Genomic DNA, 24,480 nt, shown 5'->3' on the forward strand with positions numbered 1-24,480 from the left:
GCGGCCGGGTCAGCTGCGCGGCGGCGCCGTCGACTCGCGCACCACGAGCTCGGTGGGGATGCGGGTGCGCTGCGGGATCTCCTGGCCGCGGATCCGCGCGTGGATCACCTCGGCGACGGTGGTGCCGAGCTTGTCGAAGTCCTGCCGCACGGTGGTCAGCGGCGGCAGGAAGTGCCGGGCGGTCGGCAGGTCGTCGAAGCCGACGATGCTGACGTCCTGCGGCACGCGGATCCCGCGCTCGACGAGGCCGTGGATGACGCCGAGCGCCATCTCGTCGTTCGCGACGACCATCGCGGTGAACTCCGGCACCGACTGCAGGCTGCGCGCGAACTCGTAGCCGGAGTCGGGGGTCCAGTCGCCGACGACGATCGGGCGCTCGCGCATCCCCCAGGCCTTCGCCCGGCTGTGGAAGGCGCGCTCGCGGGCGCGGGCGTCGAGCCAGTCGAGCGGGCCGGACATGTGCAGCACGTCGCGGTGGCCGAGCGAGGCGAGGTGGTCGACGGCCTGGCTCATCCCGGCCTGCTGGTCGACGGAGACGGTCAGGAAGTTGGCGTCCTTGTCGGACTTCACGACGAGCGTCGGCACGCCGATCTCGACGGTGCGCAGCGTCGCGACGGAGGACGAGCGCGGCGCGATCACGCAGAGCGCGTCGATCCCGAGACCGGAGAGGTGCCGGATCGCGTCGACCGGGCTCATGTCCTGGTCGTCGCGCAGCGCGACGGAGGTGACGGAGTAGCCCTTCTCGCGCGCCGCCCGCTCGATCGCGCGGAGAGTGCTCGACGGGCCGAACTCGGCGCCGCTCTCGATCATCACGCCGATGCGATCGGTGCGCTGGGTGACGAGCGAGCGGGCCGCGATGTTGGGGCGGTAGTCGAGCTCGGAGACGGCCTCGAGGACCTTCTGCCGGGTCGACTCCTTGATGTTCGGGTGCCCGCTGAGCACCCGGGAGACCGTCATGTGCGAGACGCCGGCGACCGCGGCGACATGCCGGAGGTTGGGCCGATCGGCCATGGCGCGGACCTCCTCCGCTCCCCTGCGGGAGAGCCGTGCACCCTCGGTGCGGGCGGGATGACGAGGGCTCGACATCGCGGGTCCGATCAGCATAGCCAAGCGGGGCCCGGGGCACCGCAGTCGGCCGCCTCCCGGGCGGCAGTGCTCAGTCCGCGACGTCCAGCATCAGCGTGCGCGCCTCGGGCTCGCTGCCGGCGGAGCGGACGGTGAGTAGGCCCGCGCCCGCGTCCCAGCTCGTGTCCCAGGCGGGCAGCCCGGCGGGGAAGGCCGTCCGCACCCGGACCGCGCGGCCGAGCAGGCCAGGGAAGGCGAGGGTCATCTCGCCCGGCTCGTCGCCGCGGTCCCAGAGCGAGAGGACGACCGAGCCCGTGGCGCCCGGTGCCCGGAGCGCCGATGCGACCCAGCGGTCGGTCCAGCCGGGCAGGCCGAGCGGCCAGAGCGGCACCGAGGCGATCAGGTGCGGCCGCAGCTCCGCGGCCGTCCGCACCGCCTCCGCGACGAGGGAGCGCTGCTCCGCCGTCATCCTGTCCAGGTGCCCGGTCAGGTGGAAGCGGCCCGCGAGCCCCGTCACCAGGGTGAAGGCGATCGCCTCGTCGCTCATCTCCGGCTGCGGGCAGGCCCAGTTCGCGGCCTGCTCGGGCAGCATCGAGAGTGGTGCGGCGGCGGCGATGGTCGGAGCGAGCAGCGGATCCTCCTGGTCGGAGGTCGACTGCAGCTGCATCCGGGCGAGCAGGGCGGAGTCGGCGCGCATGGCTCCCGAGGCGCAGTTCTCGAGCACCAGCCGCGGGTGGCGGTCGAGGACGCCGTCGATCCAGTCGAGGTGCGCGCGGGCGTGCCCGAGCAGCCCGGCTCCGGCGCTCGACGCCGCGCGGTCGGTGCCCGGCCCCGGGTCGATGTTGTAGTCGAGCTTGAGGTAGCCGATGCCGAAGTCGCGCACGAGGCGGTCGACCGTCTCGTCGAGGTGCGCGCGGGCCGCAGGATGGCGCAGATCGAGGTGGAACCGGCCGCTCTCCTCCACTCGGACGCCCGATCGGGAGAGGAACGCCTCCTCCGGCAGGGTCCGCGCGAGGGGGCTGCCGGTGCCGATCACCTCGGGCTCGAGCCAGAGGCCGGGCACCATGCCGTGGCCGCGGATCGCGTCGACGACCTCGCCGAGGCCGCCGGGGAAGCGCCGGGTCGACGGCGTCCACTCACCCACCGTGTCCCACCAGGACTCGGTGTCGGCGTACCAGCCGGCGTCGATGCAGAAGGTCTCGGCGCCGACCTCGGCCGCCGCGGCGACGAGCGGGAGGAGCCGCTCGGTGGTGGGGTCGCCGACGAGGGTGTTGAGGTAGTCGTTGTAGACGAGGGCCGGCCGGCGGTCGTCGGGGTGCGCGCGCCGCGCCGCCCGCTTCGCCCGGGTGAGCGCCGCGGCGGCGTGCTCGAGATCGGTGCCGACGGCGAGCAGGGCGGGCACCGAGGTGAAGGACTCGCCGGGCGCGAGGAGCTGCGACCACTGGTGGTCGCGGTCCGTCGGGCCGGAGACGGCGAGGTAGGCGTCGTCGATCTGCTCGCCGACCTCCCAGCGCCACGGGCCGCTGTGCGCGACCTCGCAGAGCCAGGTCACGTCCTGCCGCCGCGAGCGGAGGGCCATGAGGGGGAGCGTGCCGCCGGTCGACCAGGTGCCGGTGGCGGTGCGGACGACCGACTCGCGCGGCGGCTGCGCGGTGTGTTCGGGATGCAGGTCGGGCAGCAGCCCCCGCAGCTCCCGGGCCTGCCAGCGGCCCTCGCCGAGCCACTCGCTCCGGCCCTCCAGCAGCTCCCAGTCGGCGGCGGGATCGGCGGCGGCGCCGACATCGAGCCGGGTGCCGAGGGGCATCGCCCAGCTGGTGACGGCGGTGAGCAGGATCCGCCGGTCGCCTGTGTTCTCGACCTCGGTGCTCACCCGGAGGGCGCCGTCGAGGGCCTCGAGGACGGTCGTCGCGCGCAGGCCGTCGTCGCTCGCCGAGACGATGCGCAGCGCGACGCCGGGCTCGGACTCGTGCGAGACGTAGCGGAGGGAGTCGCCGATCGCGGTCTGCACGAGGCGGTCGGTCGAGGTGACGTGGCCGCGGCCGGCGGTGAGGATCCCGACGAGCGGCAGCGGGCGGTCGAAGCAGATCTCCAGCTCGCCGGCGACGAGCCGGGCCAGGCTCACGGGCGCCTCGGGGGAGTGGCGGAACTCGAGCTCCAGCCGCGCGGCGCGCCAGAACAGGGGGTGCGCCGGTGCCATGCGGTCGTCTCTCTCGTCGGAGGTGCTCCGCGGGGGACTTGGAGCACGAAACGTTCTCCTCGGACTCTAGGCGGGCGTGATCGCGCGATCAAGAGCCGGGGGCGAAACGTTTCGACTAGGCATCCGCGAAAGGTGCCGAGGGGGGTTTGACCTTGCGCAAGTCCCGCTGTTACCGTGAACAAATTCTCGCCCCGGCTCTCTCGGTCGCCCTCTCGCGACCGTCCGGGTGCGCCCGCATCACGATCGACGACGGAGTCCTTCATGCACCTGACCGCGCCCGCATCGGGCCTGCGCCGCCGGCTGATCGCCGGCCTCCTGATCCTGCTGGCCGCGGTCCTCGCGCTGCCGCTGCTCGTCGCGAGCCCGGCCGCGGCGATCGGCGAGCCGACCTTCACCAACCCGATCGAGGCGGACACGGCCGACCCGACGATCGAGTTCCACGACGGCAACTACTACCTGGTCGCCACCACCTGGGACGACCGTGTCGTGATGCGCAAGGCGCCGACGCTCGCCGGGCTCGGCACCGCCACTCCGGTGACCGTCTACTCCGACACGAACCCCGGGCGGAACGCGAACATGTGGGCGCCCGAGCTGCAGCGGCTCCAGGGCCCGAACGGCTGGCGCTGGTACCTGATGTACACGATGGGGACCGCGGGCAACTTCGACCGCCAGCACCTCCAGGTGATCGAGAGCGCGGGCGACGACCCAATGGGTCCGTACACCTACAAGGGCCGCCCGGTGCCGACCGACGCCTGGAACATCGACGGGGCCTACCTGCAGCTGAACGGCGAGCTCTTCATGACCTGGTCGGCGTTCCAGCCGGGCAACGGCCTGCAGAGCGACTACATCGCGCGGATGTCCGACCCGTGGACGGTCTCGGGCTCGCAGAACGTGCTGTCGGAGCCGGTCGAGCCGTGGGAGACCATCGGCGTCCCGGTGAACGAGGGGCCGATCCCGCTGCAGAAGGACGGCCGCACCTGGATCGTCTACTCCGCGAGCTTCTGCGGCACCGAGGACTACCAGCTCGGCACCCTCGAGTACGACGGCACCGGCGACCCGGTGCTCGCCTCCTCCTGGACGAAGAGCGACGGACCGGTCTTCTCGAAGGCGAACGGCGAGTACGGCACCGGCCACAACGACTTCTTCACCTCGCCCGACGGCACCGAGACCTGGAACCTGTACCACGCGAACGACCGCCCCGACGGCGGCTGCGGCCGCGAGCGCTCGGCCCGCGCGCACCTCGTGGACTGGACCGCCGAGGGCGAGCCCGACTTCGGCACTCCGCTCGGCACCGCCGCCCGGATCCCCGTGCCCAGCGGCGAGAACGCGCCGATCACGGCGCGGGTCGAGGGTGCGGCCTGGCAGCTGGTCAGCCGCAGCACCGGCCTCTGCGCCACGGTGTCCTCCGCGCAGAGCGGTGACGGCGCCGGCGTCGTGCAGGGCTCCTGCGCGACGCCCCGCGCGAGCTGGACCCTGGACAGCACCGGCGACGGGCACCTGCGCGTCGTGAACGCGAGCAGCGGGAAGTCGCTCGGACCGGTCGGCTGCTCCACCGCCGCCGGCGCGGCCCTGCAGCAGTCGGCGTGGCTGACGACCGGCTGCCAGCAGTGGACGGTCGCCCCCGGCTCCGGCGGCTGGTCGACGCTGACGAACCGCACCAGCGGGAAGGTGCTCGACGCCGTCTCGGGCGCGATCCGCCAGTCGGTGCCGAGCACCGCCGCCTCGCAGGAGTGGGCGCTGCGTCCGGTCGGCGCGGTCGCGGTCACCTCGCTGGTCACCGGCAAGGCCTTCGACCTGCCCGGCTGCTCCACCGCCGACGGCGCGGTGCTGCAGCAGCAGGAGTGGCTCGGCTCACCGTGCCAGCGCGCGACGTTCACGGCAGCCGCCGACGGCGCCGTCGAGATCCACCCGGTGTCCGCCGCGGCGAAGTGCCTCGCGGTCACCGCGGGCTCCACGGTCGACGGCGCGACCGTCAGCCAGGGCGCGTGCGGGGTCACGGGCAGCAGCTGGAACCTGCGCCCCGGCAACGACGGCACCGTCGAGCTCCGCGCCGTGCACAGCGGCAAGGCGCTCGACCTCTCGAACTGCTCGGCGCAGAATGGCACCCGGATCGGCCAGTGGAGCGTGCTGAACAACGACTGCCAGCGCTTCCGCGTCTCGCTCGGCGCCCCGGCGGCCCCGGTCGCGCTGCAGCTCGCCGCCACCTCGACGGTGCGCTGCGTGGCGGGTAAGCCGGTGCTCACGACGACCGTGAAGAACACCGACGACCTCCCGGCCGACATCACCGTCACGACCGTCGCGGGCACGAAGACCTTCCCGGGCGTCGCCGGCGGCAAGAACGCCACGGCGAGCTTCACGGTGCGCCAGCCGGCGCTCGCCGCGGGCTCGGCGACGGTGACGGGCGCCGGCGTCGACGACGCCGGGCGCACCGCCCGCACGACGGCCGCCTACCCGGCCATCGGCTGCTGACACCGGGTCTCGATACGCCGCCGCGCGGCTGCTCGACCAGCACATGCCCCGTGCTGGTCGAGCAGCCCGCCACTCTTGCTGATCGAGTAGCCCGCGCAGCGGGCGTATTGAGAGATCGACACCGCTGGCAGGGCGGAACGCGTCTCTCGCGCTCTTCACGACGGCGATTCTGCCGTTCACCGCCGTCGCGGATGCCGAGGCTCGGCGTCCCGAGCCGTGCGTGATCAACCGGAACACACGCGCAGGTGCGGGAGCCGCAGAGGCGAGACGATCGATGAACGACGAAGCGGACGTGCCGGACACCGCCCTACCCAGGGTGCGGTGTCCGGCACGTCCGCGGGAACGCCCGAGCAAGTGGTCCTGCCCGGCTCGGACGTGTCTGGAGTAAGTGCTACATGCCGTCACTCAGCATGGATTGCACCAGCTTGACGTGGCGCTCGAAGTTCAGCTCGCTGAACTCGGTGTTGTAGTTGAGGCCGTAGGGGTAGAAGTGGTACCCCGAGCAGTTGAGCGTGGCGTTCGGTCCGTCCCAGGTGCGCAGCAGAGCCTGGGAGGAGACCCAGCCGTTGTTCTGGCAGTTCTGGTTGAAGCCGTTCGAGGTTCCGACACCCACGGTGTGCGCCATCTCGTGCATGGCGGTGCCCTCCACCATGTAGGTGCGGTTCGAGCCGAAGCGCATCTGGCCGTAGATGTTCGCGTCGGCCGTCGGCGTGCCGGGGCCGTAGGAGACGGTCAGCTGGCGGGAGATGTTGTTCAGACGGTTGTACCGGGCCACAGCGCGGTCCATCGCGTCGGTGATGCGGGCGTAGGCGTCGGCCTCGTCGGCGGTCGGGTTCGCCGACCGGTTGAGCGTGTAGGTGATCTTCTGCACGGTCGGGTCGGTCAGGGCCCAGCGCTGGGCCTTGGAGCCCGTGCAGGTCCACTGCTGGACGAGGGAGCCGTCGAGCTGACCGAAGTCCTTGTTGTCGAGGCACAGGTTGCTGTGGCGGTTGGCGAGCTCGGCGTAGCCCCCACCGACGGAGGTGATGCGCCACTGCTGCGCGGTGCTGCCGTTGCAGCTCCACTGGCGCACTTCAGAGCCGGGCGTGGTGCCGAAGTCGAAGTTGTCGAGGCAGAGGTCGCTGTGCTTGTTCTTGATCTCGGCGTAGCCGTTCCCGAGGTCGCTGACCTGCCAGAGCTGGTTGGCTGTCTCGCCGCACGTCCACTGGCGCACCTCTGCGCCGGGCTGCGTGGCGAACTCGTAATCGTCGAGGCACATGCTGCTGTGCTGATTGCGAATCTCCTGCGCCGCTCCCGTGCCGATGGGGGCGGTGGCGGCGGAGGCGGGAGTGCTCACGCCGACTGTCGTGAGGCCGACGACGGCCAGGATCAAAGCTCCAATCGTGCGCGTGGAGACTCGGGACTTCGTTGTCCAGGACATGGAGTGCCTTTCACAGACATGCGGCATCCCCGAAGGGACGCTAGTGGCGGGAGCGCGCCTCCTGATCGGCGGAGGCGGCACGAGGGAGCATCAGAGCCGTCCAGGATGGTGATCCGAAGGTTCCGTCGCGGGCCGAGCAGCGCTGGGGCTCTCTGATGGAGGCGGAGCGGCTGTTGACCGGATGTTGACGTGGACAACCATCGACCGGTCACCGACGCGGTGTCAAGGGCCGTTCGTCATGCGATCCACGCCGGGGATCCGGGTCCGGAAGGGCGGATCCCAGCCCTCGAGCGGAGAGAGCGCTTCCACCGCCCGGGCGCACAACATCCCCGGAATTCCGGCATTGTTACCGTTAACAAAATTCGCTACAGTGACCGAGCAGTGGTTGAGCAGCACGACGCTCCTCCCGACCCACCCCCGATCCAGCGGTTCGATGACGAGCCGGAGAGGACCGTCGACGATGACGTCCCCACACCTTCTTCACGCCAGTCGGAGCACCCCTTCCCCGGGTGTCCGTCCCCACTGCCCCGACAGCGGCGGTGCCTGGACAGCGCCGGCTCCCGCTCCGCGGTAGAGACCATCACGCTGGGCGCGCCACCCCTGACCTCGGCGCACCTAGTCGGTCAAGCCCGCGCAGGACATCCGCCGCGGCGATCAGCCCGCGCAGGACATCCGCCGCGGCGATCAGCCCGCCGATGCCCATCAGAGGATCACGCCCTCCGCCTCGCCCTCCGCTGCACCCGGAACCGCCTCCCGCTGCGACCTCGCTCGCAGCACCCTTCTCTCCTCCCCGCCCCCCTCACCTGAAGGACGACCCATGTCACGATCCCCCCGGCAGGAGCGCACCCGGCGCTCACGCCTCCCTCGAGCGGGCGCCGCGCTGACGCTCGCCGTCGCCTGTCTCGGCGGCGTCCTCGGCCCGATCGGCACCGCCGGCGCAGCCGAGAGCGTTCCCTCGCCCGTGCTGCAGTACTCCTTCGACGACATCGGCGCGACCCTGGGCAACGGAGCCGTCGTCGCCGACGCAGCACCCGGCAACCACCCCGGCACGCTGGTGAACGCCGGTGCCACCAGCGTCGCCGGGCCCTCCGGCACCTCGGGCGACCGCGCACTCTCGCTCCCGGGCGGCTCCAACACGTCGGCCGCACCGCACGTCCGCATCGCGCCGGGCCTGATCCCCGCCGGCACCCAGGACGTCACGATGTCCGCCTGGCTGCGCTGGAGCGGTGCTCCGGACTGCACCTGGCCCTTCACCCTCGGCTCGAGCGTCGACTCGCACGTGCTCGCCACCACGAAGTGCGGGCCCGCCGGCTTCGGCGCGATCAAGAGCGGCTCCGAGGTGCGAGGCGCCGGCAACACGCCGGTCGCCGCGAACCGCTGGGTACACATGGCGGTCGTCGTCAAGGGCGGCCAGTCGGTCTCGACCTACTTCGACGGCGCTCTCGTCGGCCAGGGGAACACCACCTACACCGCCGCCTCCGCGATCGGCACCTCCACGTTCTCCGGCTTCCTCGGCAAGTCGTTCTACGGCGGAGACGCCTACTGGGCCGGCGCCATCGACGACATGCAGGTCTGGACCTCCGCGCTCACCGCGGGCCAGGTGCAGCAGAGCGCCGCGAGCGTGCACTCCGTGCTCGCGAACCAGGACGCCGCCGTCTCGCTCGGCGACACCTCGAACGTGACCGCGAACCTGAACCTCCCCACGACCGGCGCCAACGGCTCCACGATCACCTGGACGTCGAGCGCCCCCGGCGTCGTCAGCACCAGCGGCGTCGTCACGCGGCCCGCCGCGGGGAACCCGGACGCGACCGTCACGCTGACCCCGACCGCCGTCCACGGCGGCGTCACCGTCGTCGGCCGGTCGACCACCGTCTTCGTCCCGGCGTACGCCGCCGGTGACAGCGCCGAGGCCGAGCTCGCCCGGGCCGTGGCCGACGGCATCAGCAACGACCCCGCCCTCGCCGGACCGGTGCGCGGCAGCCTGAACCTGCCCTCGACCGGAGCCGACGTCGCCGCCACCGCCGCGCGCGCGAACAGCTCGAGCGCCGTGGTCACCTGGACCTCCTCGAACGAAGCGGTCATCACCTCCGCCGACAAGGGCACCGCGCCTAACGTCGTCGCGAAGGGATCGCTCACGCGTCCGTCCACCGACACCACCGTCACCCTCACCGCGACGGTGACCGTCGCCGGCACCACGCCCCTCGTGCGGACGCTCACGCGCACCGTGCCTGCCGCGGCACCCGTAGCCGCGTCCGACCTCGACGCGTACCTGTTCGCGTACTTCACCGGCGACAGTGTCGAGGGCGAGAAGATCCGCTTCGCAACTTCCGACGGCAACGACTCGCTCCGGTGGAAGACTCTGAACGACGCTCAGCCGATCCTCACGTCGACCCTGGGCACGAAGGGTCTGCGCGACCCGTTCATCTTCCGCTCGAAGGAGGGCGACCGCTTCTTCCTGATGGCCACCGACCTCTCCGTCGGCACCACCGGCTTCGGCGGATCGACCAACCGCGGCAGCCGCTACCTCGAGATCTGGGAGTCCACTGACCTCGTCAACTGGGGCCAGCAGCGCCACGTCGAGGTCAACCTGCCGAACGCGGGCATGACCTGGGCGCCGGAGGCTACCTACGACCCCACCATCGACGCCTACGTCGTCTACTGGACGTCGGCTCTCTTCACCGACAGCACGCGCAACGTGGAGGACGGCAACGGACCGCAGATCCTCACCTCCACCACCCGCGACTTCCGCGACTTCACCACCCCCGAGGTCTGGTTCAAGGCCGCTGACGTCCCTTCGCTCAACAAGAGCAACGGCCTGATCGACGCCACCATGCTCAAGGACGGCGACACCTACTACCGCTTCACGAAGGCGACCGAGACCAGCGGCTGCCCCTCGCCCGACATCATCGGACAGAAGTCGACGAACCTGCGCGCTACCACCGCCTCCGGCGCGTGGAGCCTGATCGACACCTGCATCGGCCGCACCGCCGGAACGCCGGAGGTCGAGGGTCCCGAGATCTTCAAGACCAACGAGGGTGACCGGGCCGGGTACAAGTACTTCCTCTGGACCGACAACTACGGCGGCCGCGGCTACATCCCGCTCGGCACGAACTCGCTCGAGGGCGACATCCAGTGGACGATCCCCAGCAGCTTCTCGCTGCCGACCTCGCCGCGCCACGGATCCGTCGTCTCCATCACCGCGAAGGAGCGCGACGCGCTCGCGGCGAAGTGGAACCCGTCGCTCCTGGTGACCTCGATCGACGCCGTGGCGCGGACCGTGCAGGCGGGATCGACGACCGTCGACCTGCCCGCGACGGTGGGCGCGACCTTCAAGGACGGCCACCGCGAGACGGTCGCCGTGACGTGGGAGACCGCTGACCTCAGCACGCTGAAGAAGGCGGGGGACACCGTGCAGGTGCGCGGTCAGCTCGCCAACTCGGCCGCGACCCCCGCCATCGCCACGATCACGGCGACCGCTCCTCCTGGGCCCTCGGTGGAGGCCTCGGCCTCGAACCGCTGCATCGCCGGCAAGGTGACGGTCACCGCGACCGCCACCAACACCAGCGGCTCGACCGTCGAGATGACCGTCGCATCGCAGTGGGGGAGCAAGACCTTCACCGGCGTCGCACCCGGCAAGTCGGTCACCGCCGCCTTCAGCACCCGCGCTGCCTCGGTCACCGCGGGTGACGTGAACGTCACCTCGAAGGACTCGTCCGGCACCCGGACGGTCAGCGCACCCTACTCGGCACTCAGCTGCCGCTAGACCGAGATCCGGGAGGGGAGGAGTGCCGACCGCCCCCCTCCCGGATCTCTCCACCCCGGGGCCCCGGCTCCCGTTCTCCGGGGAGCACGGGCCGCAGCGTCCGTGCTCCCCGGGTCCCTCTCCTCGACGGAAGTAGACGAACAATGCGGTTCCGACGCACGACGGCCCTCCTGGTCGCCGCGAGCCTGACAGCGGGAGGCGCGGCGCTCAGCGCCGCCCCCGCGCAGGCCGCGGTCCCCGGTCCGATCCTCTCCTACGACTTCTCCTCGACCGCGGCCGCCGGCTCGCCCGTCACCGCGGGCACGACGCTCGTCGACTCCGCGGCGGGACGCTCCGCCACGGTCCGCGGCTCCGGAGCCACGACGGTCGTGGGACCGCGCGGCGGCACCGACCGCGCCCTGCGCCTCCCCGGCGGCGCCGCCGGGAGCTCCGCCGCCTTCGCCGAGATCGCGCCGGGACTGACCACGGCGGCGACCACCGACGTGACGATGTCCGCCTGGTTGCGCTGGGAGGGGAACCAGAGCTGCAGCTGGGCCTTCGCGCTCGGGCAGTCGACCGAGCGGTACCTCTTCAGCACCCCCCAGTGCGGCGGGAACCTCATCGGCGCCGTGAAGAACGGCTCCGAGCAGCGCGCGGTCGACACCGGCCCCGCCGCCACCGACCGCTGGACGCATGTCGCCGTTGTGCTGCGCAGCGGAGTGAGCGTCTCGACCTACGTCGACGGCCGACTCGCGCAGACCACCCCGACCTCCGCGACCGGAGCGGCGACCGTCGGCACCGCCGCCCTCTCCGGGCTGCTCGGCAAGTCGTTCTACGGCCCCGACCCCCTTTTCGCCGGTGCGATGGACGATGTGCACGTCTACTCCGCCGCCCTCACCCAGGACCAGGTGCGCGAGGACGCGGCCCCCGCCGCCGCCGCCATCGCCGCCTCCGACGCTGCAGCCGCGACCCTCACGGTCAGCGGCCCCGTCACCAGCGACCTCGCTCTCCCGACCCGCGGCGTCGGCGGCTCGACCCTCACCTGGGCGAGCAGCGACCCCTCGGTGATCGGCGCCGACGGCTCCGTCCGGCGCCCCGCGCCCGGCTCGGCCGACGCCACCGTGACTCTGACCCCGACCGCGACCTTCGCCGGATCCACGGCGACCGGCACCGCGCGCAGCGTGAGCGTCGCCGCGGACACCGAGGCCGACGCGACGACGCGCCTGCGCACCGCCCTCGTCGTCCCCCCGACCGTCGCCTCGGGCACCGCCCTGCCCACGATCGCCGGGTACACCGTCTCGTGGAGCGCCGACGCAGCCGGCCTGTCCGGCGGCCGCCTCGTCAACGACACGACGACCGACCGGGCGCTCGCGCTCACCGCCACCGTGAAGGTCGGCGCTACGACGCTGACCAAGACCTTCCGCACCACGATCCTCAGCGCCACCACGGCGAAGACCGTCGTCTCCTACACCCGCACACCGACCGGCGAGAACAAGGCGAACCAGGACGCGATCGCCCGCAGCCTCCACCTCGCCGTGGGCTCGTCCGTCGCCGACGCAGCGCCGCTCTCCGGCAACGCGGGAATCCTCTTCGCCGACGGCGTCTTCGTCGGCACCGACAAGGCCGACGCCCGCGCCCTCACATCGCCCTCGCTCTTCACCTTCGCCGACGGCACTGTCGGCGTGATCGCCACCCGCATCCTCCAGTCGGGCGCCTCCGACGGCACCGGGACCGCGAGCGCCCTGGTCTTCAAGGCGACCGATGCCACCGCGACCGATTTCACCGAGCTCGGACTCATCGACCTCGGCACCACCGGCGGCGTCGTCTCGCCGCGGGCCGTCTACGACACCGACCAGAAGCGCTACCTCGTCTCCTGGACCGACTCGGCCGGAGCCGCGAAGTACACGACCGTCACCGACCTCGCCCGCACCGAGCTGCGGACGCAGGCGTTCTGGCCGAAGGACGGCGGACGGCGGAGCGTCGTCGTCACCGATGGGAACCGCGGAGCCGTCCTCGCCGGCAGCCCCGCCACCGTCCCCGCCCCCGATCTCTCCGGATTCGGCGGCCGCGTCGCCGACGCCCTGCCCGGCAGCGCGCTGACGGTCTCCGCGTCCGTCGCCGAGGCGCTGATCGAGACGTTCGGCCGCACGGTCAACACCGCCTCCTCGGTCGCTCCCCAGACGATCGACCAGGGCGACACCTCGACCCTCGCCGGAGTGAAGGCGACGCTGTCCTACGCCGACGGCTCGACCGGCAGCCTCGGCGTCGACTGGAACCCGCAGCAGCTCGCGGACCTCGCCGCGAAGGGCCCGGGTACGTACGACCTCTCCGGAACCGTCCGCCAGCGGCAGTACAGCGAGCCGTTCGCCTACAACCGCGCGGACCCGACCATCTACCGCTACGAGCGCAACGGGAAGACGCAGTACCTCTTCACGGCGACCGACGACACGAACAACAACAACGTCGCCTCCCAGCACCTCCCGATCCGCGTGGCCGACAGCATCGACCAGCTCAGCGACGACAACGGCGGACGCACCCGCGAGGTCGACCTGCTCAACCGCACGACCCGGATGGACCGCACCGCCGAGGGCAAGGTGATCGCCGGCTGCTACTGGGCCCCCGAGATCCACGAGATCGGCGGCAAGCTCTCCATCCTGTTCGCCCCCTGCTTCAACCCGACGAACGACCAGTCCAACCAGGACGGCGCGTGGTTCACCGTGCAGGCGCACATCATGCAGCTGCGCGACGGGGGAGACCCCGCGAACCCCGCCGACTGGACTGCGCCGCGTGCCGTCGTGAAGAGCGACGGGAGCGCCCTCAGCCGCACCGGCACGGGACGCAACATCAGCCTCGATATGAGCTACTTCGAGTCCGGTGGAACCGCCTACTACGCCTGGTCCCAGCGCTACGTCGACAACGGCGCGAGCGACCCGGCGACCTGGATCGCCAAAGTCGACCCCGCGAACCCCACCCGCGTCATCGGCGAGCCGACCCCGATCATCGTGCCCTCGCTCACCTTCGAGGACCGCCTCGCCGAGGGAGCGTTCGCGATCCAGAGGGACGGGAAGATCACCCTCGTCTACTCCAGCAGCGCCGTCAGCCCGAAGTACATCGTCGGCGGCGCCTGGGCGAAGGAGGGCAGCGACCTGACCGACATCGCCAGCTGGACGAAGTACGACGCCCCGCTCCTGCAGAGCGTTCCGATGCCCGACGGCGTGGTCGACTACCGCACCTACGAGCAGGGACCGGGCCACGGAGCCGTCACTCAGGACGAGGACGGCAACGACCTGTACGTGTACCACACCTGGGGCAATGGAGTCGGAGGAGACGGCCGGGACACCCGCCTCACCCGCATCCACTACGCCGCCGACGGCCGACCGGTCTTCGACCTGACGCCGACCGAGGAGGTCGCGCCCGCGAACCGGACCGTGACCGCGAAGGTAACCGTCACCTCACCCCTCACCGTGACCGCGACCGCGTCCACCCGCTGCGTCAGCGGGAAGGTCGTCCTCACCACCGTGGTCAAGAACGACAGCCGCTCGAGCATCGACGTCACCACCGCCACCGCCTACGGCTCGAAGACCGTGACCGGCGTCGCACCCGGCACATCGGCGACGACCGCGACGACCACCCGCGCCGCCTCGATCCCCGCCGGATCGGTCGCCACGACGTCGACGGCCACCATCGACGGCAAGGTCGTCACCGCCCAGAAGAACGCCGACTACTCCGCGCGCAGCTGCCGCTGAGAAGAGGGGGAGCGGGAGGCGCGACCGCCCGCTCCCCGGATACCCGCATCGGACATCACCACCGCTGACTCCAGCACCTTCACCGGAAAGACGAGGACCGACACCATGCAGCACCGCAGAACAACCGTGACCGTCCTCGCCGCCGGCCTCCTCTTGACGAGCGTCATGCAGTCGTCCCTCTTCACTGACCAGAACGCCGCCTTCACCGAGGCACTGAACGATCCCACCGAGACCGCAGCGGCTCCAGGTGATCGCGACGTCCTGCTGATCAACGGAAACGCCTTCGACCTCTCCTGAGCACCGGTCATCCCCTGACAGACCGACGATGAGCGGCCCACGCCCCCTGCCGACTCCCGCCTGACGACCACGATCCTTCGGAAGTCCGATGGACTCCGCCCCGAACACCCACCACACACGCCGCGCCGGCATCACCACCGGCCGCAGAACGGACAACCCGACATGAACACTCGCTCCTTCCTCCTCCGCGGAACCGCCGGTATCGCCGGAGGCCTGCTCCTGCTCGGCGTCGCCGGCACCGCCTTCGCCGACGAGCAGCAGGGCGCCGACGACGTCGACGTCAACGTGCAGATCGCGCCCCTCACCGGGGTCGGCGCGCTCTCGATGACCGTCGCGAGCGACTCCACCGCCCTGACCGAGAACGGCTCGACCAGCACGGTCCGCCAGTTCACGGGCTCCCTGCCCACCGTCACGATCACCGACACCCGCGACGCCGCGGACATCCCCGCCGGGGCCGGCTGGTACGTGCTCGGCACCGCGAGCGACTTCACCTCGTCGACCGGCGACACGATCGGCGCGGAGAACCTCGGATGGGCCCCGAACCTGATCGACGGCGGAGACTCCGGCCTCGTCGCCGAGGGCGACGTCGTCGACACCGCCCTCGACGCCGGACCGAACAACGTCGGCCTCGTCGACCAGGAGCTGCTGGCCATCACCGACAACAGCGCCGAGGTCGCCGAGGAGGGCTCTTGGACCGCCGACGCGGCACTGACCCTCAAGACCCCGACCACCGTCGACGCCGGCGATTACAGCTCCACCCTCACTCTCTCGCTCTTCGAGTGAGAGAGAGGACTCGTGTTCCGTCTCGCGGCAGCCGCCTCCTGACGGCTCTGCCTGGTCGGGCGCGGCACCCGAGAGTGTGCAGCGCCTGCACCTTCAGCGGCGACGTCGACACCTTCATCCTGATCGAGCTCGCACGAGGCGAGCACGCCGAGGAAAGCGGTCTCAGAGCAGCACTTGCGCACCGGACCGCTGGCAGCATCAGCCTCATCGCCCTGCGTGTGCACCTTCGCGGCCTCTCGAGTCGAGGTCTGGTGCTCCTGGAAGGACGCAGGAGAACCAAGGTCCTGAGCACAGAGAGTCTCTCGATCACGCGCGCTGGCAGAGCCTCACTCGCGGCTCAGGCGCGGGCACTGGATCTCCTCACTGAGGAGATCCACGTCGCCCTTCTCGGTGGCAAGCCGACACACTGACGTGAACTCGGTCCCGGAGACGATGACTCCATCCCCACCACTGGACGAGAGCGGCGTGAGTGCGCTGCCGCGCTCGGCCCGCTCACTGTCGTGAGCGTGGACCTGCCAGGCCGCGGGGCCGGCACCTCCGGTGAGGAGATCGAGTGGCTCCTCGCGTCCTTCGTGCGAGTCCTTCCCGGCGAGGACGCTGCGGTGTCCGTGCTCGGCGCTCCCACCGGCGCGCAGACGCTGGCGGCGACGAGTCGGCGAGCGGCGACGCTCGACGAAATGCAGATCGACCTCGGCGAAGGGCCCGCCTGGGATGCACACCGTACCTACCGTGCGACCGAGATGCGCATCGACGACGAGCGGCACTTCGCTGCATGGCCGGTCTTCGGCCTCTCCGCTGAGGCGGCCGGAGCGAGGGCAGCCCTCGCCGTTCCTCTGCTGGTGGGCACCTCGAACATCGGCGCCGTCACCCTCTACAGCAGCGCCGTGATGCGGCTGGATGCTCGGCAGCTGCAGCTCGCCGGTCGATTGTCGGGAACCCTGGCCAGGGCCGTGGCCGAGCAGATGATGAGTCATTCGGCTGACGGCGTGCTCGTCCGTGATCCCGCATTCTCGCGCCGAGAAGTGCATCAGGCGACCGAGATGGTGATGAGCCAGATGCGGTCGACGCCCGCGGACGCCCTGGTGATGATCCGCGCCCACGCCTTCTCGGAGGGCATCGGCGTGCGCGAAGTGGCCGCACTGATCATCGCCCGAGCGCTCGACTTCTCCCACGATTCACCGGCCTGAACCGAGGCGTGAATTCACATGTCGGTAACACGCCGGTAACAGGCAGCTCGTGGTTGCTCTGCTTTCCTTGACGAGTCCTCGGCGAGGGCGCCCGTAGATGCAACTGCTGTCTGACGGGGAGGCACTCTCGATCGTACGCATCGATTTCTGGAGTCTAACGCGCCGGGTCGTAGGCCAGTCCTGGCCTCGCGGTCCCTCTCGCTTGCGACCGCGTCATACCTGCTCAGCAAGGAGACGGAATGTCCAGCGCATTGATCGTGATCGACATGCAGAACGGTTTCATCCACCCGGAGGGATCGCTTCCGAGCCTGGGGCTGGGGATGCCCGGCGTCGAGGCCGTCATCGCCGAGAACGGAGAAGCGATCGCTGCGGCCCGTGCTGCAGGCATACCCGTCATCTACACCCGGAGCGTCTTCCGACCCGGAATGGTCGATCTGCCGATGCGCATGGAAGGCCTCCTCCCGCCGGACTTCGAGATTCTCGAGCGCGGCAGCTGGGATGCGGACATTCACTCGGACCTGACACCTCACGAGGGCGAGGCGGTCATCGACAAGAACCGCTACGACGCCTTCCTGAACACCCCGCTCGAGCAGGTTCTCCGGACCCTGGGGGCCACGTCCGTGCTGGTGACCGGAACGGTCACTTCGATCTGCGTGGAATCCACGGTGCGGTCAGGCTACATGCGCGACTTCGACATGTACGTCGCCTCAGACTGCGTCCTGGGCGCTCCGGGGCAGCACGAGGCCTCGCTGAGCATCATGGGAGCCGCGTTCGCTACCGTGCTGCCCTGGCGCGAAGCGATGGCGGCGCTCCCTGAGGCTGCCGTCCCTGCCGCATCGGCAGTGGGCGCCGACAGGCCGTGAGGTCAGTCGTCGGCGGCCGGTCGATCGGCGAGCCGCGCAGCGAGGACATCGCGATGCGGCGGCGGGCCTCGGGATCCAGCAGACGATCGGCCAGGGACTCGTAGACCCGGAGGCCGTCCGCGGCGAGGCGGGCGACGAAGCGCGCGAGCTCCGCTTCGTCAGCATCGCTGGTGGGTGGTGCGGGGGTGGACCGACCCGAGACCTCAGCGCTCATCTCGGCTCCTGAAGGGACTTGCGCTCGACGGCGACTCGCACCACCGCTGCTCGTGGCAGGTTGAAGGAGGCCTCTTGTTACCGTGAACAATTTGCATTAGGTTCAGCGTGTCGACGAGGATCCCCCGTCCTCCCCTGCAGTTCGACAAGCGTTGCGCTCTTCGTGCTCTCGCTTCCCCCATCTCGGATTCAGAGGCGAATCCGGAGAGGAACCGTCAATGTCGACGTCCCCACGCCCGAAGAGACCCGATCCCAAGGCACTGCGGGCACTTGTCACCGCCTCCGTGGCGACGGTCGCCCTGCTGGCCTCCTGCGCTGTCCCCGCGTCCGCCGCGACAGCAGCCGGTGCGGTCCCGTCTCCGGAGCAGAGCCTGCTCGCTGACCTCACCTTCGATACGGCGCCGAGCAACGGCGCGTACGTCGACCGCAGCACCCGCGCCTCCGTCCAGGGAGCGGCGAACCTGGTCCCCGGGAACACGGGCCAGGGAACAGCAGCGCGCCTCTCGTCGGCCTCGTGGCTCGACCTGACCGCCACGGACGGCAAGGCCCTCCTGGCCGGTCGGCAGAACGTGACGATCTCGTACGACAGCAAGCCCGACGCCTCGGTGAACACCGGCTGGGCCGTCTTCGCCGCCCGCTCCACCACGCGTCAGGAGTACGCCCAGGAGCACTACCTCGGCGTCCTCGACCGGACCTCCGGAATCACGGTCGAGCGGTACGACAACACGAACGGCCGGAACACGGCCGGGAACCTGGCCACGACGGCGACGAACGCCGAGTGGAAGCACGTCGATCTCGTCATCACGGAGTCGACGACGCGTCTCTTCGTCGACAAGAAGCCGGTCGCCGTCAACGGCTCCGGCGTCCCGCTGAGCCAGATCCTCGGAGCGTCCGGTGGAGTCCTCCAGGTGGGCAAGGCGAACTGGGGCGGGGGAGAGTACTTCTCCGGCCTGATCGACAACCTCCGCATCTACGACCGAGCGCTCTCCGGCACGGAGCTGGGCGCGGAGCAGGCCGCGGTCACCTCCGACGCGGGCGCCGCACTGGCCGTGCCGGCCACCGTGCTCGGCGACCTCCCGTCCCGCGTCCTCGGCAAGCAGGTCACCTGGAGCGCCACCGGCGCCGGGGCGAGCCGCGTGCAGTCGAACGGAGCGATCGACACGTCGGGCCTCGGCACCGGGACCGCCGCCGTGACGCTCACCGCCACCGTCGAGGGCAGCAGCCAGACCTTCCGCTGGGACAGCCGCATCGCCGCCCCCGGCGGACGGATCGCGACCTACGTCAAGACGGTGACCACCACGGCCGGGACGAAGGACGACCCGCTGGCCTACAACGACGACCGCCGCGCTGATGCGCTGTACGCCGCGGCACTGCCCGCCGGCGGCAGCAGCTGGGAGCCGCTGAACCGCTCCCAGGCGATCCTGTACGTCGCCAACGACGGCGACCAGAACGCGAAGCCGAACGCTCAGGTCGGTTCGCCGAGCCTCTTCCGGTACGCGAACGGGGCGCACGGCGCGGTGTCCGCGCAGAACAACGCGACCGACTCCGTCTACGTGTGGACTTCTCCCGAGGGGAGCACGTTCTCGCAGCAGCGCGCCGTGCGGATCGCTCCCGGCTCGGTCGTGACCGACCCCCGGATCGTGTTCGACGCCACGGCGCAGAAGTACAAGGTGTTCTGGACGGACCTGCTCACGGGTGAAGGACGGGTGACGGTCCTCGCGGACCTGACCACGAGCACACCTCTCGGCGTCACGTCGAAGGCTGACACCCGGGTCCTCGGCGTCCAGGGCGCAGGACTCCCGTCCTGGGCCGCGCAGAGCCAGGCGAGCGACCTCGCGGTGACGGCCGCCGAATTCGACGTCTTCTACAAGAACTACGTCGACCTCCAGAACACGGGCGTCGAGAAGATCGACGCCACCGTCGCCCAGGGAGCCGGAGCCGGTGGAGTCGCCGCCGCGCTTCCGAAGCAGGCCGTGCTGACCTACAACGACGGGTCGAAGAAGAGCATGAACGTCGACTGGCAGGACGACCTCTCCGGAGTGGACACCACCACGCCGGGCAGCTACCAGGTCTCCGGGACCCTCCAGCAGGATCCCGAGGAGATGGTCAGCGACGCCCGCGCCGATCCGCACGTCTTCTTCAACCCGGACGACGGCTACTACTACCTCACCGGTTCGCACTACGGACAGCCCTCCCTCGGACCGATCGAGGAGAGCTCGAGCTACCGCAAGATCGGCCTGAAGCGGGCCACGACGCTCGCCGGGCTGCAGGACGCGCCGGAGCAGATCGTCATCGACCCGGACAAGGGCACGCCCGGCAAGGAGGGGCAGTACCCGAACACGTTCTACGGCTGGGGCGGCTACATCTGGGCGCAGGAGTTCCACAAGATCAACGGCACCTGGTGGATCGTCGCCGGGATGAACAAGGGCTACGCACCCGTCGGCGGATGGTGTGACAACACCGTCCTGATCCCCTACACCGGCACCGACGCATCCATCGCCGCGGGCGGCTTCTTCGACCAGACCAAGTGGGGCGAGCCCGTCGTCCTCGACGGAGCCGCGTTCGACGTCAGCTACTTCGAGCGCACCGAGGCGGGCGTGCAGCAGGGCTACTGGATCATGCCCTCCGGCGGGCAGATCCTGATCGGCAAGGCGAAGACCGGACCGAAGGGCACCGTGCCCCTCGTCGACGGCGAGCTGAAGCGCGTGTACGGCGAGTCCCAGCCGTGGGAGATCGGCAAGCGGTCGCCCACACCCAGCGACACGACCGAGGGCGCCGACCAGGGGATCGTCGAGGCGCCGTTCATGGTGCAGCAGGGAGACGCGATCTCGATCACGTACTCCGGCGGTACCGTCGACAAGTACTACAGCCTCGGTCTCCTCACCACGACCGCGAGCGCCGACCTCCAGGACCCGGCGAGCTGGAAGCAGACGCCCTTCCCGGTGCTCGACACCAACGACACCTACACCGGTCGCCTCGGAGCGGACGAGACCCGCTACTACACGAAGCAGCAGGCCGGAACGGGACACAACTCGTTCGCGAAGGACGAGTCGGGCAACCTCGTGCTCGCCTACCACGCGCGCCCGTACCAGGACCCGCACCAGGCCACCGACCCGCAGAACGCCGGCGGGCTCTTCGACTCCGACCGCAACACCTGGTTCAAGGGCGTCAACGTCCGCGCCAACGGCACCCTCGACCTGTCGCTGACGAAGAACCAGGAGGTGGCGCCGGGGAACCGGACCGTCACCGCGACCGTCGTCGTCCGCGGAACGACCTCGACGGTGACCGCGACCGCCACGTCGCGATGCGTGGCGGGGAAGGCGATCGTCACCGTCGTCACCAAGAACACCGGTGCCGCCGCGGCCGTCGTCACCTGGGCGACGCCCTGGGGTGAGCGCACGCAGAGCGTGGGCGCGCAGAAGACCGCCTCCCTGGCGATCACGACCCGCGCCACCGCGATCGCCGCGGGGACGCTCACCGGAACGGCTGTTGCAGCAGGCACGAGCACGCCTGTCACCGCGACGTATCCCGCAGCTCGCTGCGGCTAGCGCGAGCGAGGAGCGGGGCCGGCCGACGGCCGGCCTCGCTCCTCGTCGTCACGCCCACTCACCTTCGAAAATCCCCCACCGATCAGGGCCGGCACCGCTGCCTCGCCCGGACATGAAGGAGTTCCCCATGAGACTCGTCCCACGACGGCGCACTGCGCCTGTCGGCGCGCTGCGGAACCCAGCCGCCCCTCGGGCGCTCGGCCGGCCCGCCCGCCGCTCTCCCCTTCGCGCTGCCGTGGCCGCACTCGGCCTCGGGGCGGTGCTGGCCGCCGGCCTCGTCGCCCCCGCCGCCACCGCGGCCGACGCCGCGATCCCCACCGCCGGCCTCCTCGCCGACTACCGCTTCAGCCAGTCCACCGGCGCGACCGTCCCCAACTCCGCCGGCGGAGCCGTGGGAGCCGCGCGCGTCGTGAACGGGACCGACGCGCTCTGGACCGGCACGTCACTCCGTCTCACCGGCGGCGCGAAGACCAGCGCGGCCCCCTGGGTCGAGCTGCCCGACGACCTGCTCACGGGCAAGAGCTCCGGGACGGTCACGATCGAGACGCGCGCCGACGCGTCGATGCTCTCGAGCTTCCACTTCCTCTGGAACATCGGCAGCGACAGCACCTCGCAGTACTGGTTCGCCTCCGTCCGCGACAAGGTGCGCACCGCGATCACGACGTCCGGCGGCGGCGGCGAGAACAACGCCCGCAGCGCCTCCGGTATCGCGGCGGACCGCTGGTACAGCCTCAGCTCGGTGATCGACGGCTCGGCCGGCACGATCTCGTTCTACGTCGACGGCGCCCGCGTCGCCTCCGCGCCCACCGCGCTCCGGCCCTCCTCCGTGGCCGACCAGTCGCTGAACACGATCGGCCGCGCGCCCTACCCCGACCCCTTCTACAAGGGAGAGGTGACGACGTTCCGCGTCTACGACCGCGCCCTGACCGGCGAGGAGGTCGCGGCCGTGTCGAGTGTCGACGCGAAGCTGCACGCCTCGTCCTTCGCGCCGCTGACCGCGGCCGTGCTCGACGGCGTCACCCCGCTCACGATCGACGACTCGACCACGAACCTGCCCGACTACGGCGGCACGGTGCGGTGGACCTCGAGCGACCCGACCCTCCGCGTCTCCGCCGACGGCCGCACCCTCACCGCCGACCGCCCGGCCGTCGGCCAGGCCGCGCGGACCTCGTCGCTCACCGCGACGGCGTCGATCCGCGGAGTCTCGCAGTCCCGCTCCGTCGCCGTCACCGTCGAGCCGCAGGTCGGCGTCGACACCCCCTACGGCTATCTGATGGTGCACTTCGTCGAGGACGCGCAGGGCTACGCCGAGAAGATCTACCTCGACGTCTCGCGCGGCGACGACCCGGAGAAGTGGGACCCGCTGAACGGCGGGAAGCCGATCCTCGCCTCCGATCTCGGCACCACCGGCGTCCGCGACCCGTACCTCACCTACAACCCCGAGACGAAGAAGTACTACATCATCGCCACCGACCTCCGCGTCTTCGGCGGCGACCAGGGCTCGGGCTCCTGCACCACCTGGTGCTCCTGGACCACGCAGGGCAGCACCAAGATGAACGTCTGGGAGTCGAGCGACCTCGTCTCCTGGAGCGACGTGCGCCAGTTCGACGTCGCGCTCGACGCAGCCGGGAAGAAGGCCCTCGAGGCCGGGATGATGTGGGCGCCCGAGGCGACCTGGGTCCCCGACTACAACGGCGCCGGCAAGGGCGCGTTCGTCGTCTACTGGTCCTCCACCGTGTACCCGAACGCCACGCACACCCCCGGCACGGGCGCCTCGCGGGTGCTCTGGGGAGCGACCACCGACTTCACGCAGGCCACGTACTCCTACGGCGGCACCTTCATCGACACCGGCGCCGACGTCATCGACACCACGATGATCCAGGACGGCGGCACGACCTACCGGATCTCGAAGGACAACGGCACCGGCCGCGGCATCTACATGGAGTCGACGACCGCCGAGCAGTGGTGGCTCCCGTCCACCGCGTGGACGCAGCGGCAGGACCGCATCGGCGCCGTCTGGGCCGGCGGCAACGCCGGGGGAGTCGAGGGACCGGCCGTCTTCAAGGACCATGATGCGGATCGCTGGTACCTCTACGTCGACGTCATCCCCTCGACCGGCTACCGCCCGATGGTGACGACCGACCTCGACGCCGGCTGGACCCAGCTGAACGACCCCGGCTTCTCGCTGGCGCCGTCGACCAAGCACGGCGGCATCGTGTCGCTCACCGCCGGTCAGTACGCCGAGGTCCGCGCGGCCGACGCCGCGACCGCCGTGCGCTCCGACCTGGGTGAGGTGGGCTCCGTCGCTGCGCTGCCCGCCCGGGCCGACGTCGTCCTCGCCTACGACCGCGGCACCGCCTCGCAGCCGGTGACCTGGGACACGTCTTCCGTCGGCACCGCGCCCGGCCGCTATCCGGTGACCGGAGTCGTGCGCACCATCGGCGCGAACGACAACCAGTGGGTCGGAGCGGGCGGATCGACGGCGTACAACGCGCCCGGCCGCGTGCTCTCGAGCTCGACGGCAGTGCGAGTCACCGCGACGGTCGTCGTGGCGGCGTCCACGGCGACCCTCACCGCGTCGACCCGCTGCGTGGCCGGCAAGGTCGTCGTGACCGGAGTCGTGAAGAACACGGGCACCGCGCCGCTGTCCGTCGTGATCCGCTCGGCCTGGGGCACCTCGCCCACGCTGACCGCGGCCCCCGGCGGCAACGCGACGCACGCCTTCACCACGCGCGCCACCTCCGTCGCCGCGGGCACCCTCACCGCGACGGCCGGCACCGCCACGCTGCAGGCCCCGTACACGGCCCGCACCTGCGGCTGACCCGCCCACGCCGATCGAGCACCGCGCATCCCATGCTGGTCGAGTAGCGCGGAGCGCGTATCGAGACCCGCCCTCCTGGTGACGCCGGATCTCGATACGCCCTCTGCGAGGGCTACTCGATCAGCATGA

General features: G+C 70.9%; 12 protein-coding genes. 9 read left to right on the forward strand and 3 right to left on the reverse strand.

The features are described 5' to 3' along the window. Nucleotides 1–9: 9 nt before the first annotated feature. Entirely contained in the window at nucleotides 10–1,011 is a 1,002-nt protein-coding gene (locus GTU73_RS02855) for a LacI family DNA-binding transcriptional regulator (protein WP_167306038.1), read from the reverse strand. 145 nt (nucleotides 1,012–1,156) lie between these two features. After that, nucleotides 1,157–3,262, reverse strand: a complete 2,106-nt coding sequence (locus tag GTU73_RS02860; RefSeq protein ID WP_160086809.1) for an alpha-galactosidase — start codon at nucleotides 3,260–3,262, stop codon at nucleotides 1,157–1,159. Nucleotides 3,263–3,523: 261 nt separating this feature from the next. On the opposite strand from GTU73_RS02860, the gene GTU73_RS02865 reads away from it, so the two are divergent. Next, nucleotides 3,524–5,731 carry an RICIN domain-containing protein gene (locus tag GTU73_RS02865; protein ID WP_160086811.1) on the forward strand — a complete coding sequence of 736 codons (2,208 nt, stop codon included), beginning with the start codon at nucleotides 3,524–3,526 and terminating at the stop codon, nucleotides 5,729–5,731. 391 nt (nucleotides 5,732–6,122) lie between these two features. Here GTU73_RS02865 and GTU73_RS02870 read toward each other — a convergent pair whose 3' ends face one another. Further along, nucleotides 6,123–7,067 carry an RICIN domain-containing protein gene (locus GTU73_RS02870; protein WP_160086813.1) on the reverse strand — a complete coding sequence of 315 codons (945 nt, stop codon included), beginning with the start codon at nucleotides 7,065–7,067 and terminating at the stop codon, nucleotides 6,123–6,125. Between the two features lie 901 nt (nucleotides 7,068–7,968). Between GTU73_RS02870 and GTU73_RS02875 the strand changes: the two genes are divergently transcribed. The 8 genes from GTU73_RS02875 (at nucleotide 7,969) to GTU73_RS02910 (ending at nucleotide 24,351) form a co-directional block, all read left to right on the forward strand. After that, nucleotides 7,969–10,914, forward strand: coding sequence for an immunoglobulin-like domain-containing protein (locus GTU73_RS02875; protein WP_160086815.1), 2,946 nt, complete (start codon nucleotides 7,969–7,971; stop codon nucleotides 10,912–10,914). Nucleotides 10,915–11,057: 143 nt separating this feature from the next. Further along, nucleotides 11,058–14,639, forward strand: coding sequence for a family 43 glycosylhydrolase (locus GTU73_RS02880; protein ID WP_208543729.1), 3,582 nt, complete (start codon nucleotides 11,058–11,060; stop codon nucleotides 14,637–14,639). A 105-nt stretch (nucleotides 14,640–14,744) separates the two neighbouring features. Beyond that, nucleotides 14,745–14,936 (forward strand): hypothetical protein, encoded by a 192-nt coding sequence (locus GTU73_RS02885; protein ID WP_160086817.1) that lies wholly within the window; start codon nucleotides 14,745–14,747, stop codon nucleotides 14,934–14,936. Between the two features lie 162 nt (nucleotides 14,937–15,098). Beyond that, nucleotides 15,099–15,719 carry a hypothetical protein gene (locus GTU73_RS02890; protein ID WP_160086819.1) on the forward strand — a complete coding sequence of 207 codons (621 nt, stop codon included), beginning with the start codon at nucleotides 15,099–15,101 and terminating at the stop codon, nucleotides 15,717–15,719. 500 nt (nucleotides 15,720–16,219) lie between these two features. After that, the gene (locus GTU73_RS02895; RefSeq protein WP_160086821.1) at nucleotides 16,220–16,906 is read left to right on the forward strand and encodes a GAF and ANTAR domain-containing protein; all 687 of its coding nucleotides are present in this window, start codon (nucleotides 16,220–16,222) and stop codon (nucleotides 16,904–16,906) included. 239 nt (nucleotides 16,907–17,145) lie between these two features. Further along, entirely contained in the window at nucleotides 17,146–17,769 is a 624-nt protein-coding gene (locus GTU73_RS02900) for a cysteine hydrolase (RefSeq protein WP_160086823.1), read from the forward strand. 431 nt (nucleotides 17,770–18,200) lie between these two features. Further along, entirely contained in the window at nucleotides 18,201–21,530 is a 3,330-nt protein-coding gene (locus GTU73_RS02905; protein WP_160086825.1) for a LamG-like jellyroll fold domain-containing protein, read from the forward strand. A gap of 235 nt (nucleotides 21,531–21,765) precedes the next feature. Further along, a complete protein-coding gene (locus GTU73_RS02910) occupies nucleotides 21,766–24,351 on the forward strand; it encodes a LamG-like jellyroll fold domain-containing protein (protein WP_160086827.1) in 2,586 nt (861 codons plus the stop codon). Nucleotides 24,352–24,480 lie beyond the last annotated feature (129 nt).

It is taken from the genome of Rathayibacter sp. VKM Ac-2804 (genome assembly GCF_009866655.1).
GTDB lineage: Bacteria > Actinomycetota > Actinomycetes > Actinomycetales > Microbacteriaceae > Rathayibacter.

Coding starts and splice junctions, on each gene's coding strand:
- GTU73_RS02865 (WP_160086811.1), top strand. CDS start 3,524: ATGCACCTGACCGCGCCCGCATCGGGCCTGCGCCGCCGGCTGATCGCC.
- GTU73_RS02900 (WP_160086823.1), top strand. CDS start 17,146: ATGTCCAGCGCATTGATCGTGATCGACATGCAGAACGGTTTCATCCAC.
- GTU73_RS02855 (WP_167306038.1), bottom strand. CDS start 1,011: ATGGCCGATCGGCCCAACCTCCGGCATGTCGCCGCGGTCGCCGGCGTC.
- GTU73_RS02880 (WP_208543729.1), top strand. CDS start 11,058: ATGCGGTTCCGACGCACGACGGCCCTCCTGGTCGCCGCGAGCCTGACA.
- GTU73_RS02860 (WP_160086809.1), bottom strand. CDS start 3,262: ATGGCACCGGCGCACCCCCTGTTCTGGCGCGCCGCGCGGCTGGAGCTC.
- GTU73_RS02885 (WP_160086817.1), top strand. CDS start 14,745: ATGCAGCACCGCAGAACAACCGTGACCGTCCTCGCCGCCGGCCTCCTC.
- GTU73_RS02890 (WP_160086819.1), top strand. CDS start 15,099: ATGAACACTCGCTCCTTCCTCCTCCGCGGAACCGCCGGTATCGCCGGA.
- GTU73_RS02905 (WP_160086825.1), top strand. CDS start 18,201: ATGTCGACGTCCCCACGCCCGAAGAGACCCGATCCCAAGGCACTGCGG.
- GTU73_RS02875 (WP_160086815.1), top strand. CDS start 7,969: ATGTCACGATCCCCCCGGCAGGAGCGCACCCGGCGCTCACGCCTCCCT.